14 protein-coding genes are annotated in these 13,998 nt (G+C 67.5%); 7 read left to right on the top strand and 7 right to left on the bottom strand.

The window, feature by feature from the left end; all coding sequences use genetic code 11:
* Positions 1 to 10: 10 nt before the first annotated feature.
* The 4 genes from AZG88_RS06165 to AZG88_RS06150 all read right to left on the bottom strand — a co-directional run bounded on the left by AZG88_RS06165 (position 11) and on the right by AZG88_RS06150 (position 4,657).
* Positions 11 to 397 (bottom strand): DUF732 domain-containing protein, encoded by a 387-nt coding sequence (locus AZG88_RS06165; RefSeq protein ID WP_005247412.1) that lies wholly within the window; start codon positions 395 to 397, stop codon positions 11 to 13.
* A complete protein-coding gene (locus AZG88_RS06160) occupies positions 394 to 2,676 on the bottom strand; it encodes a HelD family protein (RefSeq protein WP_061697212.1) in 2,283 nt (760 codons plus the stop codon). The genes AZG88_RS06165 and AZG88_RS06160 overlap by 4 nt, the downstream gene beginning before the upstream one ends.
* Before the next feature lie 160 nt (positions 2,677 to 2,836).
* Complete coding sequence (locus AZG88_RS06155) at positions 2,837 to 3,799, bottom strand: DoxX family protein (protein ID WP_061697211.1); 963 nt, start codon at positions 3,797 to 3,799, stop codon at positions 2,837 to 2,839.
* 168 nt (positions 3,800 to 3,967) lie between these two features.
* Positions 3,968 to 4,657 carry an MBL fold metallo-hydrolase gene (locus AZG88_RS06150; RefSeq protein ID WP_061697209.1) on the bottom strand — a complete coding sequence of 230 codons (690 nt, stop codon included), beginning with the start codon at positions 4,655 to 4,657 and terminating at the stop codon, positions 3,968 to 3,970.
* Between the two features lie 151 nt (positions 4,658 to 4,808).
* On the opposite strand from AZG88_RS06150, the gene uvrA reads away from it, so the two are divergent.
* On the top strand, positions 4,809 to 7,805 hold the full coding sequence (gene uvrA, locus AZG88_RS06145) for an excinuclease ABC subunit UvrA (protein WP_179443384.1): 2,997 nt from the start codon (positions 4,809 to 4,811) through the stop codon (positions 7,803 to 7,805).
* A gap of 6 nt (positions 7,806 to 7,811) precedes the next feature.
* On the opposite strand, the gene AZG88_RS06140 is transcribed toward uvrA, so the two are convergent.
* The gene (locus AZG88_RS06140) at positions 7,812 to 8,558 is read right to left on the bottom strand and encodes an alpha/beta fold hydrolase (protein WP_061697205.1); all 747 of its coding nucleotides are present in this window, start codon (positions 8,556 to 8,558) and stop codon (positions 7,812 to 7,814) included.
* A gap of 119 nt (positions 8,559 to 8,677) precedes the next feature.
* Between AZG88_RS06140 and AZG88_RS06135 the strand changes: the two genes are divergently transcribed.
* A complete protein-coding gene (locus tag AZG88_RS06135) occupies positions 8,678 to 9,379 on the top strand; it encodes a helix-turn-helix transcriptional regulator (RefSeq protein ID WP_061044233.1) in 702 nt (233 codons plus the stop codon).
* 7 nt (positions 9,380 to 9,386) lie between these two features.
* Here AZG88_RS06135 and AZG88_RS06130 read toward each other — a convergent pair whose 3' ends face one another.
* On the bottom strand, positions 9,387 to 9,800 hold the full coding sequence (locus AZG88_RS06130) for a DUF1801 domain-containing protein (protein WP_061044234.1): 414 nt from the start codon (positions 9,798 to 9,800) through the stop codon (positions 9,387 to 9,389).
* A 1-nt stretch (position 9,801) separates the two neighbouring features.
* The gene (locus AZG88_RS06125) at positions 9,802 to 10,185 is read right to left on the bottom strand and encodes a DUF1844 domain-containing protein (RefSeq protein ID WP_061044235.1); all 384 of its coding nucleotides are present in this window, start codon (positions 10,183 to 10,185) and stop codon (positions 9,802 to 9,804) included.
* Positions 10,186 to 10,562: 377 nt separating this feature from the next.
* On the opposite strand from AZG88_RS06125, the gene infC reads away from it, so the two are divergent.
* The 5 genes from infC to pheS all read left to right on the top strand — a co-directional run bounded on the left by infC (position 10,563) and on the right by pheS (position 13,954).
* Positions 10,563 to 11,219 carry a translation initiation factor IF-3 gene (infC, locus tag AZG88_RS06120; RefSeq protein WP_080606194.1) on the top strand — a complete coding sequence of 219 codons (657 nt, stop codon included), beginning with the start codon at positions 10,563 to 10,565 and terminating at the stop codon, positions 11,217 to 11,219.
* Positions 11,220 to 11,276: 57 nt separating this feature from the next.
* Positions 11,277 to 11,471 carry a 50S ribosomal protein L35 gene (gene rpmI, locus AZG88_RS06115; RefSeq protein ID WP_005247390.1) on the top strand — a complete coding sequence of 65 codons (195 nt, stop codon included), beginning with the start codon at positions 11,277 to 11,279 and terminating at the stop codon, positions 11,469 to 11,471.
* Between the two features lie 63 nt (positions 11,472 to 11,534).
* The gene (gene rplT / locus AZG88_RS06110; protein ID WP_005247385.1) at positions 11,535 to 11,924 is read left to right on the top strand and encodes a 50S ribosomal protein L20; all 390 of its coding nucleotides are present in this window, start codon (positions 11,535 to 11,537) and stop codon (positions 11,922 to 11,924) included.
* A 41-nt stretch (positions 11,925 to 11,965) separates the two neighbouring features.
* On the top strand, positions 11,966 to 12,775 hold the full coding sequence (locus AZG88_RS06105) for a TrmH family RNA methyltransferase (protein ID WP_061697204.1): 810 nt from the start codon (positions 11,966 to 11,968) through the stop codon (positions 12,773 to 12,775).
* 93 nt (positions 12,776 to 12,868) lie between these two features.
* Positions 12,869 to 13,954, top strand: a complete 1,086-nt coding sequence (pheS, locus tag AZG88_RS06100) for a phenylalanine--tRNA ligase subunit alpha (protein WP_005247377.1) — start codon at positions 12,869 to 12,871, stop codon at positions 13,952 to 13,954.
* The last annotated feature ends 44 nt before the right edge of the window (positions 13,955 to 13,998 follow it).

Genomic DNA, 13,998 nt, shown 5'->3' with positions numbered 1-13,998 from the left:
CAGGGACTGATCAGCAGTAGTTCGCCTCGGCGGCATCGAGATAGACCTGCGCCACCTGTTCGGCGGTCAGGCCGATATCCGATGTCGCCGAGGCGAACTGCGCCATCGGGGTCAGATGCGCGAGGATCGTGGCCTCGTCGGTGCCGCCGGACCGTTGACCGCAGATCCCGTTGGCCAGCGCCATCACCGTGTCGTCGGGCAGCGCCGGTATGCCGGCCTCGATCAGTGACTCCTTGTAGCGCAGGCCACGGGCGTCCAGGTGTGATGCGGACGTAGTGGGCGCAGGCGGGGCCGTCGACGGCGGGTCGGAAGCGGTGGCCTCCGAACACGCGGTCAGCACGATCGTGGTGAGGGCGAGCCCACACCCGATCAGCCGACCGCGACCGCCCGGTGTCACGACAGGATCCCGACCTCGGCCGGACCGAGTTCGGACAGCACCGCGGGCAACGTCTTCGTGTGCACCACACCGAGTCGTTGCGTCGCGCGGGTCAGGGCGACGTAGAGGTCGTTCATTCCCCGCGGCGACTCGTCGAGAATGTCCTGTGGCTCGGCGATGAGCACCGAGTCGAACTCCAACCCCTTGACGTCCCGCACCGTCAGGACGCTGACGGTGTCCGACTTCAGATCGGCCAGTACGGCGACGAGGTCGTGGCCCCCGATCACGACAGTCGTGCCCGGTCCCGATTCCCGGGACACGCAGGTGCGCACGGTGTCTACGAGCTCGGATTCGGACACCTGCAGTGCCCATGGTGCGAAACCGGATTCGCGCACCGACCGCGGCACGGTCTGCTCGGCGTCGATCTCGGCGAGAACTCGCCGTGCCGACGTCATGATCTCCGCCGGAGTGCGGTAGTTGACGGTCAGTTCTGTGAGCTTCCACCGGGTGGCCACGTACGGTTCGAGGATCCGTTGCCACGACGACGTTCCCGCCGGGTCGCCGGTTTGCGCCGTGTCGCCGACGAGCGTCATCCAGCGATTCGGTATGCGCCGCATCAGCATTCGCCAGGCCATCTCCGAGAGCTCCTGCGCCTCGTCGACGATCACGTGGCCGTAGGTCCAGGTTCGGTCGCCCGCAGCGCGCTCCGCGGTGGTCTGGTGCTGTCCCACGTCGTGGCGTTCGGCCAGCTGACTGGCGTCGATCAGGTCGTACGCCATCAGAATTTCCGGGTCCAGCTCGTCCTCGAGATCCTGCGGCGCCGAACCGGTCAGGATGTCCAGAGCGCCCTGGGCATCCGCGATCTGCGCTCGCCACTGGCGGCGGGCGCGCTCCCGTTCGGCGGCGTCGTCGACGCCGAGCAGTTCCGCCAATTCGTCGAGGAGTGGCGCGTCGGCGGCGCTGAAGCCGCGCATGACGGGGCGTCGCAACGACTCACGTTGCGTTTCGGTCAGATTCGGGGCGGCGTCGGCCAGTCGCTTCGGCGACGCATACAGCTCGGCGAGGACCTGCTGCGGCGACAATTCCGGCCACAGCGCGCTGATCGCCGTCATGATGTCCGGGTCTTCACGCATCTCGTCCCGCATGTCGGCGATGTCGTCCCGGCTCAGCAGGTTCCCGCCGTCGACGACGTTGGCGCCCAGTGTGTCCGCGAGTTGCTGGGCGAGCGCTTCGATGACCGACGAGACGAAGATGGGCCGGGCCAGGTTGTGCGGGCGCCGCGACGACCTCGCCCGGCCACGAGCGCGGGTGACGACCTTGCGGTCGAGGGTGATCCGGTAGGTGTCGAAGGTCAGCTCGACGGGATGCGACGGCACTTCCTGCCGATCCCGGACTGCCTTCTTGAGCACGTCCAGCATGTCGAGCGAGCCCTTGATCTCGCCGGCGTCGAGGCTGTCCTCGACGGTGGCGCGGACACCGGGGTAGAGGTCGCCGATGGTCGAGAGCAGCACACCGGTCTCGCCGAGCGACGGCAGCACCTGGCCGATGTAGTCGAGGAACGTGGCGTTGGGGCCGATGATGAGGACGCCGGCCTTCGCGAGCTGCTGCCGGTAGGTGTAGAGCAGGTAGGCGGCGCGGTGCAGAGCGACCGCGGTCTTGCCGGTGCCCGGTCCTCCCTGGACCACCAGCACACTCTTGTGCTCCGACCGGATGATGGTGTCCTGCTCACCCTGGATGGTCTCGACGATGTCGTTCATCTGACCGGTGCGGGCCGCGTTGAGCGCGGCGAGCAGTGCACTTTCACCCGCGACGCCGTCCGAGCCGGTGATCGTGCCCGCGGCCTCCGCCGCCGCCAGATCCAGATACTCGTCGTTGACGGCCGTCACCCGGCGGCTCCGCGTCCGGATGTGCCGTCGACGGGAGACGCCGTCGGGGGCTGCGGGGGTGGCGAGGTAGAACGGGCGGGCAAGGGGCGCACGCCAATCGAGGAGCATCGTCTCGTAGTCGTTCTCCTCGTCGAGGATGCCGAGTCGGCCGATGTAGCGATGCTCGCCGTCGAGATCGATGCGCCCGAAGCACAGTCCGTTCTCCGCGGCGTCGTACTTGGCGAGGTCTTCGGTGTAGAGCTGGTTGAACGACTCCCGCTCGCTGCGGGCCTGCGGGGTCCCACCGGTTTCGAGCAGTACACGGCTCAGCCGGTTCGCCGCGTACTGGCGAAGGCCGTCCAGTCGGGTGTAGAGCATCGTCACGTACTGCTGCTCGAGCTCGCGCTCGTCGCGTGACGTGTCCTCGTCGGGCAAGAGGTCTCCTTGACTGGTTCGGCTGCAGCCGGATCGGCTGCAAAAGTGCCTGGACAGTCTAGTCGGCCCCGGAGGCCGCCCGCTGACATTGCAGGTCAGGGGCGATCTCCGGGGCCGATCAGATCGATTATCCGGCGCAGGTCGGCGCCGCGGCTCGGGGTCAGTGAGACAGTTCGTCCCGCTTCGCTCGGGCCTTCTCGAGCGCGGCTTCCGCTTGCTTGCGGGCCCGCTTGCCCAGGACCTCGCCGTGTTCCGCGGCGGTGCCGGCCCATTCGCCGCCCTTCTCGCGGGCGACCTCGGCCAATTCCGGGCCGCGCTCCTTCGCGACGTCGACGAGTTCCGCTCCGCGTTCCTTCGCCAGTTCGACGAGTTCCGCGCCGCGCTCCTTGGCGACCTCGGCCCACTCGGAGCCGTGTTCCTTGGCGACCTCGGCCCACTCGGAGCCGTGTTCCTTCGCGACGTCCGCCCACTCGGGGCCGCGATCCGCCGCGACCTTCGCGAGTTCGGCGCCACGGTCTTTCGCGACCTCGAGGAGTTCGGATCCGCGCTCTGCGGCCTCTTCGGTCAAGATGCGGGCACGCTCCGACGCCACAGCCAACGCCTCCGCGATCTCGGGACCGTGATGGTCGTGACCCGATCCGAGCGGCAGGGCCGCGACCACGGTCTCCTGTGCGTGCCGGGCGGCGCGGCGGCCACGCCAGCCGAGGGACGGTTTGCCCTCGGTGTCGACGGCGGCGATCAACAGTCCGCCGAGCAGGCTGACGTTCTTGAGGAACTGAGTGCGCTGTGCCGCCTTCTTCGCCGGGTCGGTTTCGTTCCAGAAGTCGTGCCCCACAACGGTCGTGGGCACGAGGCTGCCGGCCAGCGCGAGCGATGCGAGTCGCGGTGCCTTCCCGGTGGCGAGAAGAATTCCGCCGCCGATCTGCACGGCGGCGTTGATCTTGACCAACGTCTCCGGGTCGGACGGGATCTTCTGCGTGACGGACTCGGGAAGCGTCTCTGTGGACTTGTCGATCAGTGGTGCAGCGGCCTGTGCTCTCTGCGCCGGATTTCGAAGTGCATCGATCCCTCCGCTGATGAAGACTGCGGACAGCAGTGGGCGAGCGATACGACGGACAAGCATTCCTGGCCTCCCAATCTCGAGTTCTCCCGTCTCACACTAACGAGAGTTCAGGGCAGTCGTCGGCGTACGAGCATGTTGCCGAACCGACAGGCTGCCCATTCACCAGTACCCAGGGAGGCCGATCGCCAATCGCGGACCGTCCGGTGCGCAATCGGCGATCGGTTGCGGTCACCAGCCGCGCTCGCGCCACTCCCCGAGGTGGGGGCGCTCGGTGCCGAGGGTGGTGTCGTCACCGTGGCCGGGGTAGACGACCGTGTCGTCGCCGTAGCGGTCGAAGAGCTTGGTTTCGACGTCGGAGAGCAGTGATGCGAACTTGCCGGCGTCGGCGGTCTTGCCCACGCCGCCGGGGAAGAGGGAGTCACCGGTGAAGAGGTGGGTGCGTCCGCCGCCGGCCTCGGTGAGCGCGAGCGCGACGGAGCCGGGGGTGTGGCCGGCGAGATGGATCACGTCGAGGGTGACGTCGCCGACGGTGACCGTGTCACCGTCTTCCAGGAGGCGGTCGGGCCGGACGGGCAGTGCGTCGGCGTCGAGTGGATGCGCGGCGGTGTCCACGCGGGTGGCGGCCGCGACGTCCTCGAGCGCCAGCCAGTGGTCGCCGTGCTGGTGCGTGGTGACGATCAGCTCGAGGGACGGCGCGTGTTCGCCGATCAACTGGTTGACGCGGTCCGCCTCGTTGGCGGCGTCGATGAGGACGGATTTTCCGGTTGTGGAACAGACGACCAGGTACACGTTGTTGTTCATGGGGCCGACGGACATCTTCGTGATCGTGGCTCCCGGAACCGTGCGGCGCTGCGGCGCCGCACCGGGGGAGACGTGGCCGGTGTACGAGTCTTCTATCACCATGGGCTGCTCGGTCATGATGGGGAGGCTACCGTCGAATACAGGCAGGTGAGTGGCAGGGCGGCCATCCGTCCCACAGAACGTGTCGGTGCCCCGGCCTACCATGGCACGGCCAGAGGGCTCAGCGTTCGTGCGCGTCCTCGGTTGTCGAACAATGAAGGGACATGGAGTGGCGGATCGCCTTATCGTGCGGGGTGCCCGTGAGCACAATCTGCGAGGGGTCGATCTCGATCTGCCCCGCGACAGCCTGATCGTGTTCACCGGGCTGTCGGGCTCGGGCAAGTCGAGTCTGGCGTTCGACACGATCTTCGCCGAGGGCCAGCGACGCTATGTCGAGTCGCTGTCGGCGTACGCGCGCCAGTTCCTCGGTCAGATGGACAAGCCCGACGTCGACTTCATCGAAGGCCTGTCGCCGGCGGTGTCCATCGACCAGAAGTCGACCAACCGCAACCCGCGGTCGACGGTCGGCACCATCACGGAGGTCTACGACTACCTCCGTCTGCTGTACGCCCGGGCGGGCACCGCCCACTGCCCGGTGTGTGGCGAGCAGATCGCGCGGCAGACGCCGCAGCAGATCGTCGACCAGGTCCTCGACATGGAGGAAGGCACCCGCTTCCAGGTGCTCGCTCCCGTCGTGCGTACCCGCAAGGGCGAATTCGTCGACCTGTTCGACCAGCTCAACATGCAGGGCTACTCGCGTGTGCGGGTCGACGGCGTGGTGCATCCGCTCTCCGATCCGCCGAAGCTCAAGAAGCAGGAGAAGCACGACATCGAGGTCGTCGTCGACCGCCTCACCGTCAAGGCCGGCTCCAAGCAGCGGCTCACCGACTCCGTCGAGACCGCGCTGCGGTTGGCGGAGGGCATCGTCGTCCTCGACTTCGTCGACCGCGAAGAGAACGCCGCAGACCGGGAACGCCGATTCTCGGAGAAGCTGGCATGCCCGAACGGCCACGCTCTCTCCATCGACGACCTCGAACCCCGGTCGTTCTCGTTCAACTCCCCCTACGGCGCCTGCCCCGAGTGCACGGGTCTCGGAATCCGCAAGGAGGTCGACCCCGACCTCGTGGTCCCCGACCCCGAGCTGTCCCTCGAGGACGGCGCCATCGCGCCGTGGTCGATGGGGCAGAGTTCCGAATACTTCGGCCGCCTGCTGTCCGGGCTCGGCGACATTCTCGGCTTCGATATGAAGACGCCGTGGAACAAGCTGCCCGCGAAGGCACGTCGGGCGATCCTCGAGGGCAGCGAGGAGCAGGTCCACGTCCGGTACAAGAACCGGTACGGGCGTACCCGTTCCTACTACGCCGAGTTCGAGGGCGTCATGCCCTTCCTGCACCGCCGCCTCGAGCAGACCGAGTCGGACCAGATGAAGGAACGCTACGACGGCTACATGCGAGACACCCCCTGTCCCGCATGTGGCGGTGCGCGTCTGCGCCCCGAGATCCTGTCGGTCACGATCGCGAACGAGAAGTTCGGCATGAAGTCGATCGCCGAGGTCTGTGAACTGTCGATCTCCGATTGCGCCGACTTCCTGAACAGCCTCACGCTGGGCAGTCGCGAGGAGGCCATCGCCGGTCAGGTGCTCAAGGAAGTTCAGGCGCGTCTCGGCTTCCTTCTCGACGTCGGCCTCGAATACCTGTCGCTCGCTCGCGCCGCCGGGACGCTGTCCGGCGGTGAGGCGCAGCGTATCCGCCTCGCCACCCAGATCGGCTCGGGCCTGGTCGGCGTCCTGTACGTCCTCGACGAGCCGTCGATCGGTCTGCATCAGCGCGACAACCGGCGTCTCATCGAGACCCTGACGCGCCTGCGCGACCTCGGGAACACGCTCATCGTGGTCGAACACGACGAGGACACCATCCGCACGTCCGACTGGGTCGTCGACATCGGGCCGCTCGCCGGCGAACACGGAGGCAAGGTCGTCCACAGCGGGCCGTACGAGGAACTGCTGGACTGCGAGGAATCCCTCACCGGGGCCTACCTGTCGGGCCGCAGTCACATCGAGATTCCGGCCATCCGCCGACCGGTCGATCGCAAGCGGCAGGTCACGGTCATCGGTGCGCGCGAACACAACCTCGGGGGCATCGATGTCAGCTTCCCGCTGGGCGTGCTCACGTCGGTCACCGGTGTGTCCGGGTCCGGTAAGTCGACGCTCGTCAACGACATCCTCGCGACGGTGATGGCGAACAAGCTCAACGGCGCCCGCCAGGTACCGGGCAGGCACACCCGCATCAACGGGCTCGACCAGCTGGACAAGCTCGTGCAGGTCGACCAGTCGCCGATCGGCCGCACCCCGCGGTCCAACGCGGCCACCTATACCGGGGTGTTCGACAAGATCCGCACCCTGTTCGCCGCCACCACCGAGTCGAAGGTGCGCGGCTACCAGCCGGGCCGGTTCTCGTTCAACGTCAAGGGCGGCCGGTGCGAGGCCTGCTCCGGCGACGGCACGTTGAAGATCGAGATGAACTTCCTTCCCGACGTGTACGTGCCGTGCGAGGTCTGCCACGGCGCCCGGTACAACCGCGAGACTCTCGAGGTCCACTACAAGGGCAAGACCATCGCCGAGGTGCTGGACATGCCGATCGAGGAGGCCGCGGAGTTCTTCGAGCCCATCACCTCGATCCACCGCTACCTCAAGACCCTGGTCGAGGTCGGTCTCGGGTACGTGCGGCTCGGTCAGCCCGCACCGACGCTGTCCGGTGGTGAGGCGCAGCGCGTGAAGCTCGCCGCCGAGCTGCAGAAACGGTCGACGGGCCGCACGGTGTACATCCTCGACGAGCCCACGACGGGTCTGCACTTCGAGGACATCCGCAAGTTGCTCGGGGTCGTCAACGGGTTGGTCGACAAGGGCAACACGGTGATCGTGATCGAGCACAACCTCGACGTGATCAAGACCTCCGACTGGGTGGTCGACATGGGGCCCGAGGGCGGGTCCGGCGGCGGCACCGTCGTCGCGCAGGGCACCCCGGAGGAGGTGGCGCAGGTTCCGGAGAGTTACACGGGTCGGTTCCTGGAAAACGTCCTCGAGGTGCCGGCGCCTCCCGCTGCGGCGAAGTCGAAGGCGGCCAAGTCGACGTCGACGCGGAAGCCCGCTTCGACGAAGAAGACTGCCGCGGCCGCCACGGCGACACCACGCAAGCGGGCGCCGAAGAAGGCCGCAGCAGTCAGCTGAGCTCGGTCAGTCGCTCGCGGCCGCGTCGATCGCGGTCGCGAGGTCTGCGGGCCGCGACCACATCGGCCAGTGGCCGGTCGGCAGATCGACGTAGTCGACCTTCGCGATCTGCGCGAGTTCGGCGGCCATCGGATGACCGGCGCCGGCCATCTGCTGGATGACCTCCGACGGGAAGCTGGTGCAGATCACCGTGGTCGGCACGTCCAGACGGCTGCTGTCGACGAGTTCGAGCCTGTCCCTCGCCGGGCCGGCGGGTTCGGGCACTGCGCGGCTTCGAAATATCTCGAGCGTGGCGTCGTCCAGCCCGTCGAGGCTGCTGCCTTCGGCCTCGAGTTCGGACCACGACGGAAGCGGGATCTCGGTGACCGAAGAATCGAGATCCTCCCGGAGTGCGGTGCCGTTCTGCAGCGGCCCCGAGTCGACGTAGACGATGCGGGCCAGTCGGTCGTGCGCTCGATCGCTCGCCGCGTAGGCCACCGGACCCGCACCGCTGTGCGCCACGAGCACCACCCGCTCCGACGACGGTGTGGCCGCGACGGCGTCCGCGATTGCGGAGATGTGATCGTCCAGTCCGATGCCTGCACGGTCGCTGTCCGCTGAGTCGAGTCCGGGCAAGGTCACCGCGGTGACGTGGTGACCTCGCCGGACCAGGTCGGAAGCCACTGCCTCCCAAGCCCATGCGCCGAGCCAGAATCCGGGAGCCAGGATGATGTGAATGCCTGTGCTGTCGTGTGCTTCGCTTGTCTGGGTCATGAGACAAGAGTGAACCCGTATCGGTGACATCTGCGTGTCACCGTATGTGTCACAGTCGCGTAACGGAATCGGTCGGCGAGAATCGGGACTTTGCCGCGGTCGTTCGGCAGACTGCCCTCATGGACCGTCCAGCCCGCCTCCACGCCCTGACGGAAGAACTGCGCCGCGCGGGGAACCGGGGCCGGACCGCGGAGCAGTTGGCGGAGCAGTTCGAGGTGACCACCCGGACGATCAAGCGGGACATCGCCGTGCTGCAGTCCTCGGGCGCCCCGATCCGGGCCACTGCCGGGCCGGGCGGGGGATACGGGATCATCGGGAACGGCACGTTGCCGCCGGTGAATTTCACTCCCGCTCAAGCAGTTTCGGTGGCGTTGGCCCTCGCGGCGTTTCGCGATGCGCCGTTCGCGACCGACGGCCGGGCCGCGCTGGCCAAACTGCTCGACGTGATGGACGCCGAGTCGAGGGAGCGGGTGGAGCGACTCGGCGCGAAGGTGTGGATCCGGCGAGACGCCGACACGGCGAGCACGGAACCACGCATCCGCCGCGTCGTCGAAGACGGAGTGCAGCGCGAGCTGATGGTGTCGCTGCGGTATGTGGACCGGGATGGTGAGCGCACCGAACGCGTCGTCGAACCGCACCTTCTCGCTCACACGAGGGGATCGTGGTTCCTCGTCGCGTGGTGCCGGAGCCGGGCGGGTGTGCGGTGGTTCCGGCTGGATCGGGTGTCCGACGCCACCCTCACCGGCCGGTCGTTCGTCCCGCGCGATCCGAGCCTCTTCGGCGAACCGCCGGCCGACGCGCGCAGCGTGTTCGAACGGTGAGATCCGATCAGAGCGCGCGGGCGGCGGCCACGGATCGGTTCAGCAACGAGACGAGAACCGACTCGTCGACGTCGGCGAGCCTCTTGACGTAGAGGCACCCTTTGCCGAGTGTGTGCTTGCCGAGGGCGGCGAGTTCGGCCTCGTGTTCGGTGAAGTCGAGCGAGAGGTACAGGGTGAGTGCCGCGGCCCGGGGCGAGAAGCCGATCAGTGCGGTATCGCCCTCGTGCCCGCTGGCGTACCTGTAGTGGCGGGAGCCGAACCCGACGATGCTCGTGCCCCACATCGCGGCGGGCTCCCCGCTCGCGGCGGTGAGCAGTTCCACCAGTCGTGCGCTGTCGGCGCGCTTGACCGGATCGGCGATCGTGGCGAGGAACTCGTCGACGCCGGCGGGCGTCTGCGTGGTCTTGTTGCGGCTCGCCATGTCAGTACACGGGGCCGGTGTACTTCTCGCCCGGACCCTTGCCCGGCTCGTCCGGATGCGAGGACGCTTCGCGGAACGCGCGCTGCAGCGCCTGGAGGCCTTCCCGGATCGGTCCCGCGTGCGGTCCGAGGTACTCGATGGACGCGGTCACCAGGCCGGCGAGGGCGGTGATGACCCGGCGGGCTTCGTCGAGGTCGCGGTGGGGGCTGGAGTCGGGGTCGGCGTCGGACAGGCCGAGCTTCTCGGCTGCCGAACTCATGAGCATGACCGCGGCGCGGCTGATGACCTCGACCGAGGGAACGTCGGCCAGTTCCCGGACGTCGGTATTCTGGTCACCGCCGGTCAGGGTGCCGTCGGTCGGGGTGTCATCGATGTTGTCCGTCATGCCTTAGAGGATTCCACCAGCGTCCGCCGGCGCAACGTCCCGGTATCGATTAGCTCACGACGTGCGCAAATGTTACTCTTGACGCAACGACCGCCTTCGGATTTGTCGGGGGCAGCAAGTGGAGTCCGACTCCCACCTCTGCGCGGCAGGTAAAACTGCAGTTCAGTGGTCCGGTCGCTCGGTCCGAGGCTACTCGGTTCGAGTTCCTCGAGTGTGAGGAGATGAGGGATCGGCGTGAGCCGTGAGTTCGTCTGATCGGTCGACATCGGGCCCCGCATGGTGAGAGTCATTCACCGCAGCGGGGCTTTTTTGTTGGGAATCCGGGCGTACGGGCTGCTGGCGGTCTCGAGACAAGACCGTTCAACCTAGGAGGCCCCATCAGCACTGAGACCCGCATCAACGATCGCATCCGAGTTCCCGAGGTCCGCCTCGTCGGACCCGGAGGTGAACAGGTTGGCATCGTGCGTGTTGAAGATGCACTCCGCTTGGCCCTCGAGGCCGATCTCGACCTGGTCGAGGTGGCCCCCGACGCTCGCCCGCCGGTCTGCAAGATCATGGACTACGGCAAGTTCAAGTACGAGGCCGCGCAGAAGGCGCGTGAGTCGCGCAAGAACCAGCAGCTCACGGTCATCAAGGAGCAGAAGCTCCGCCCCAAGATCGACGATCACGACTACGAGACGAAGAAGCGCAACGTCGTGCGCTTCCTCGAAGCCGGATCCAAGGTCAAGGTCACGATCATGTTCCGCGGACGTGAGCAGTCGCGTCCGGAGCTCGGATTCCGGCTGCTGCAGCGTCTCGGTGCAGACGTGGCGGATCTCGGGTTCGTGGAGACGTCCGCCAAGCAGGACGGTCGAAACATGACGATGGTGCTCGCTCCGCACAAGGGCGCGAAGACCCGTGTGAAGGCGCAGGAAAGCGCCGCTGCGCCGCCGGCGCAGCGGGCAACTCCCGCGCCGGCCGCGCCGGCGCAGGCTCCGGCGGCACCTGCGGAGCAGGCGGGCGACAGTGCGCCCGGCGAAGCGCCGACCAGCTAGTCCGACTACACCAGCACGACCCGGATCACGGTCCGGATACAGAGAACTGAGGACTCCATGCCCAAGTCGAAGACCCACAGCGGCACCGCGAAGCGATTCAAGGTGTCCGGCAGCGGAAAGATCCTGCGCCAGAAGGCCGGTCGCCGCCACCTGCTCGAGCACAAGGCCACGAAGGTGACCCGTCGCCTCGATGGCGTGGCTGTCGTCAGCAAGGCTGACACTCCTCGCATCAAGCGCCTGCTCGACATCTGAGTCGACACCCTTTTACTGACCACCCGGGGCAGCTCACCGCCCCAAGATTGACAGGATTTTTCAGTGGCACGCGTAAAGAGGGCGGTAAACGCCCAGAAGAAGCGTCGTTCGATTCTCGAAGCCTCCAGCGGCTACCGCGGACAGCGCTCGCGCCTGTACCGCAAGGCGAAGGAACAGCAGCTCCACTCGCTGACCTACGCCTACCGTGACCGCCGCGCGCGCAAGGGCGACTTCCGCAAGCTGTGGATCACGCGTATCAACGCTGCTGCACGGGCGAACGACATCACGTACAACCGCCTGATCCAGGGTCTGCGTCTGGCCGAGATCGAGGTCGACCGCAAGAACCTCGCCGAGCTGGCCGTTTCCGACGCGGCGGCATTCGCCGGCCTCGTGGCCCTCGCCAAGGCGGCGCTCCCGGCCGACGTGAACGCTCCGGCCGGAGAAGCAGCCTGAGTCTCGCAGCACCCCGGCCTTCAGAGCCTCGGAAACGACCCGTGGACCCGCTCACCGAGCGCACCCCACGGGTCGTTTCTGCTGTCAAGCTGCTGCGCACCGTGGAACGCCGCAAGGTCGGGCGGTTCCTGGTGGAGGGCGAGAACTCCGTCGGCGAGGCACTCGACACCCGCCCCGTGCACGACCTCTTCTACACCGAGGACGCGGAGCAGCGGTACTCGAGGCTGATCGAACGGGCACACACTGCGGGCGTCCGTACGTCACTGGTGACGGACCGGGCGGTCCGAGCTCTCAGCGACACGGTGACCCCGCCGGGTCTCGTCGCGGTGTGCGATCTCCTCGACGTTCCGCTGGCGGAGGCGATAGGCCCCGGAACTCGTCTGCTCGCGGTTCCGGTGGCTGTCGCGGAGCCCGGTAACGCGGGCACGGTCATCCGGGTCGCGGACGCGGTGGGCGCGGACGCAGCGATTCTGGCGGGCGACAGCGTCGACCCGCACAACGGCAAATGTGTCCGGGCGTCCGCCGGAAGCCTCTTCCACCTTCCCGTCGTGCGTGAACGGGACACCGCTGCGGTCCTCGACAGCATCAGCGCGGCGGGAATTCAATTGCTCGCCACGGCGGCTGACGGCGAAGTCGATCTGGACGACGCCGACGAACTGCTGGCCCGCCCCACGGCGTGGCTGTTCGGCAACGAGGCCCACGGCCTCGATGCAGCCACCTCGGCGCGAGCTGATCATCGGGTGCGGATTCCGATCCACGGTCGGGCCGAGAGCCTCAACCTGGCGACGGCGGCGTCGATCTGCCTGTATTCGAGCGCGCGGGTCCAGAACCGCAAGCGAACCGACAGCTGAAACGGCGAAAATCGGATCGCATAGGATTTGACGGCGAGCTGTTTCGGTTTCGTCGAGAGTGTTGACTGAAGAACTTAAGGAGTGGCACCGGTCGTGGCTAAAAAAGAGGGCGCTGCCTCCACGGGGGTCGAAGGCGGCGCGGTCGATGCGAGTGCGCTCACCGAAGACGCTCTGACTGCGGCAGCGGAGAGCGCCGAGAAGGCGTTCGCGTCGGCGACGGATCTCGACGACCTGGCGAAGGCCAAGGTCGAGCACATGGGTGACAAGTCGCCGATCGCCCTCGCCCGCCGCGGACTCGGAACCCTCCCGGGCAAGGAGAAGGCCGACGCAGGCAAGCGCGTGAACGTCGCCCGCACCCGGATCAGTGCGGCGTTCGACGAGCGCCGCGCCGTCCTGCTCGCCGAGCGCGACGCGGCCGTCCTCGTGGCCGAGGCCATCGACGTGACGCTGCCGTCGCAGCGTCAGCCGGTGGGCGCTCGCCACCCGATCAGCATCATCTCCGAGCAGGTCGAGGACGTGTTCGTCGCGATGGGCTGGGAGGTCGCCGAGGGCCCGGAGGTGGAGACCGAGCACTTCAACTTCGATGCCCTCAACTTCCTGCCCGATCATCCCGCGCGGACGATGCAGGACACGTTCCACATCGCACCGGAGGGCTCGCGCCAGGTGCTCCGCACGCACACGTCGCCGGTGCAGGTGCGCACCATGCTCTCGCGCGAGGTGCCGATCTACGTGGTGTGCCCGGGGCGGACGTTCCGCACCGACGAACTCGACGCGACCCACACCCCGGTCTTCTCTCAGGTGGAGGGACTCGCCGTCGACAAGGGCCTCACCATGGCCCACCTGCGCGGGACGCTCGACGCGTTCGCCCGCGCACTGTTCGGTCCCGAGACCCGCACCCGGATGCGCCCGAACTACTTCCCGTTCACGGAACCGTCCGCCGAGGTGGACGTCTGGTTCCCGAACAAGAAGGGCGGCGCAGGCTGGGTCGAGTGGGGCGGCTGCGGAATGGTCAACCCGAATGTGCTGCGCGCCTGCGGAATCGACCCCGATGTGTACACCGGGTTCGCGTTCGGCATGGGGCTCGAGCGCACACTCCAGTTCCGGAACGGGATCCCGGACATGCGCGACATCGTCGAGGGCGACGTGCGATTCACGCTGCCCTTCGGTGTCCAGGGCTGACCCCGCGTCACCCGGATCCCGCCCACCACAGTCACGACATTTTC

The organism is Rhodococcus sp. LB1 (assembly GCF_001583455.1).
GTDB classification, from domain to species: Bacteria; Actinomycetota; Actinomycetes; order Mycobacteriales; family Mycobacteriaceae; genus Rhodococcus_F; species Rhodococcus_F opacus.
The sequence above is the reverse complement of the archived record's forward strand: the minus strand, read 5'-3'. Positions and strand labels throughout refer to the sequence as shown.

Excerpts from the sequence above, each read along its gene's own strand:
- AZG88_RS06155 (WP_061697211.1), bottom strand. The coding sequence starts at position 3,799 with ATGCTTGTCCGTCGTATCGCTCGCCCACTGCTGTCCGCAGTCTTCATC.
- AZG88_RS06150 (WP_061697209.1), bottom strand. The coding sequence starts at position 4,657 with ATGACCGAGCAGCCCATGGTGATAGAAGACTCGTACACCGGCCACGTC.
- AZG88_RS06140 (WP_061697205.1), bottom strand. The coding sequence starts at position 8,558 with ATGACCCAGACAAGCGAAGCACACGACAGCACAGGCATTCACATCATC.
- AZG88_RS06135 (WP_061044233.1), top strand. The coding sequence starts at position 8,678 with ATGGACCGTCCAGCCCGCCTCCACGCCCTGACGGAAGAACTGCGCCGC.
- AZG88_RS06130 (WP_061044234.1), bottom strand. The coding sequence starts at position 9,800 with ATGGCGAGCCGCAACAAGACCACGCAGACGCCCGCCGGCGTCGACGAG.
- AZG88_RS06125 (WP_061044235.1), bottom strand. The coding sequence starts at position 10,185 with ATGACGGACAACATCGATGACACCCCGACCGACGGCACCCTGACCGGC.
- rpmI (WP_005247390.1), top strand. The coding sequence starts at position 11,277 with ATGCCCAAGTCGAAGACCCACAGCGGCACCGCGAAGCGATTCAAGGTG.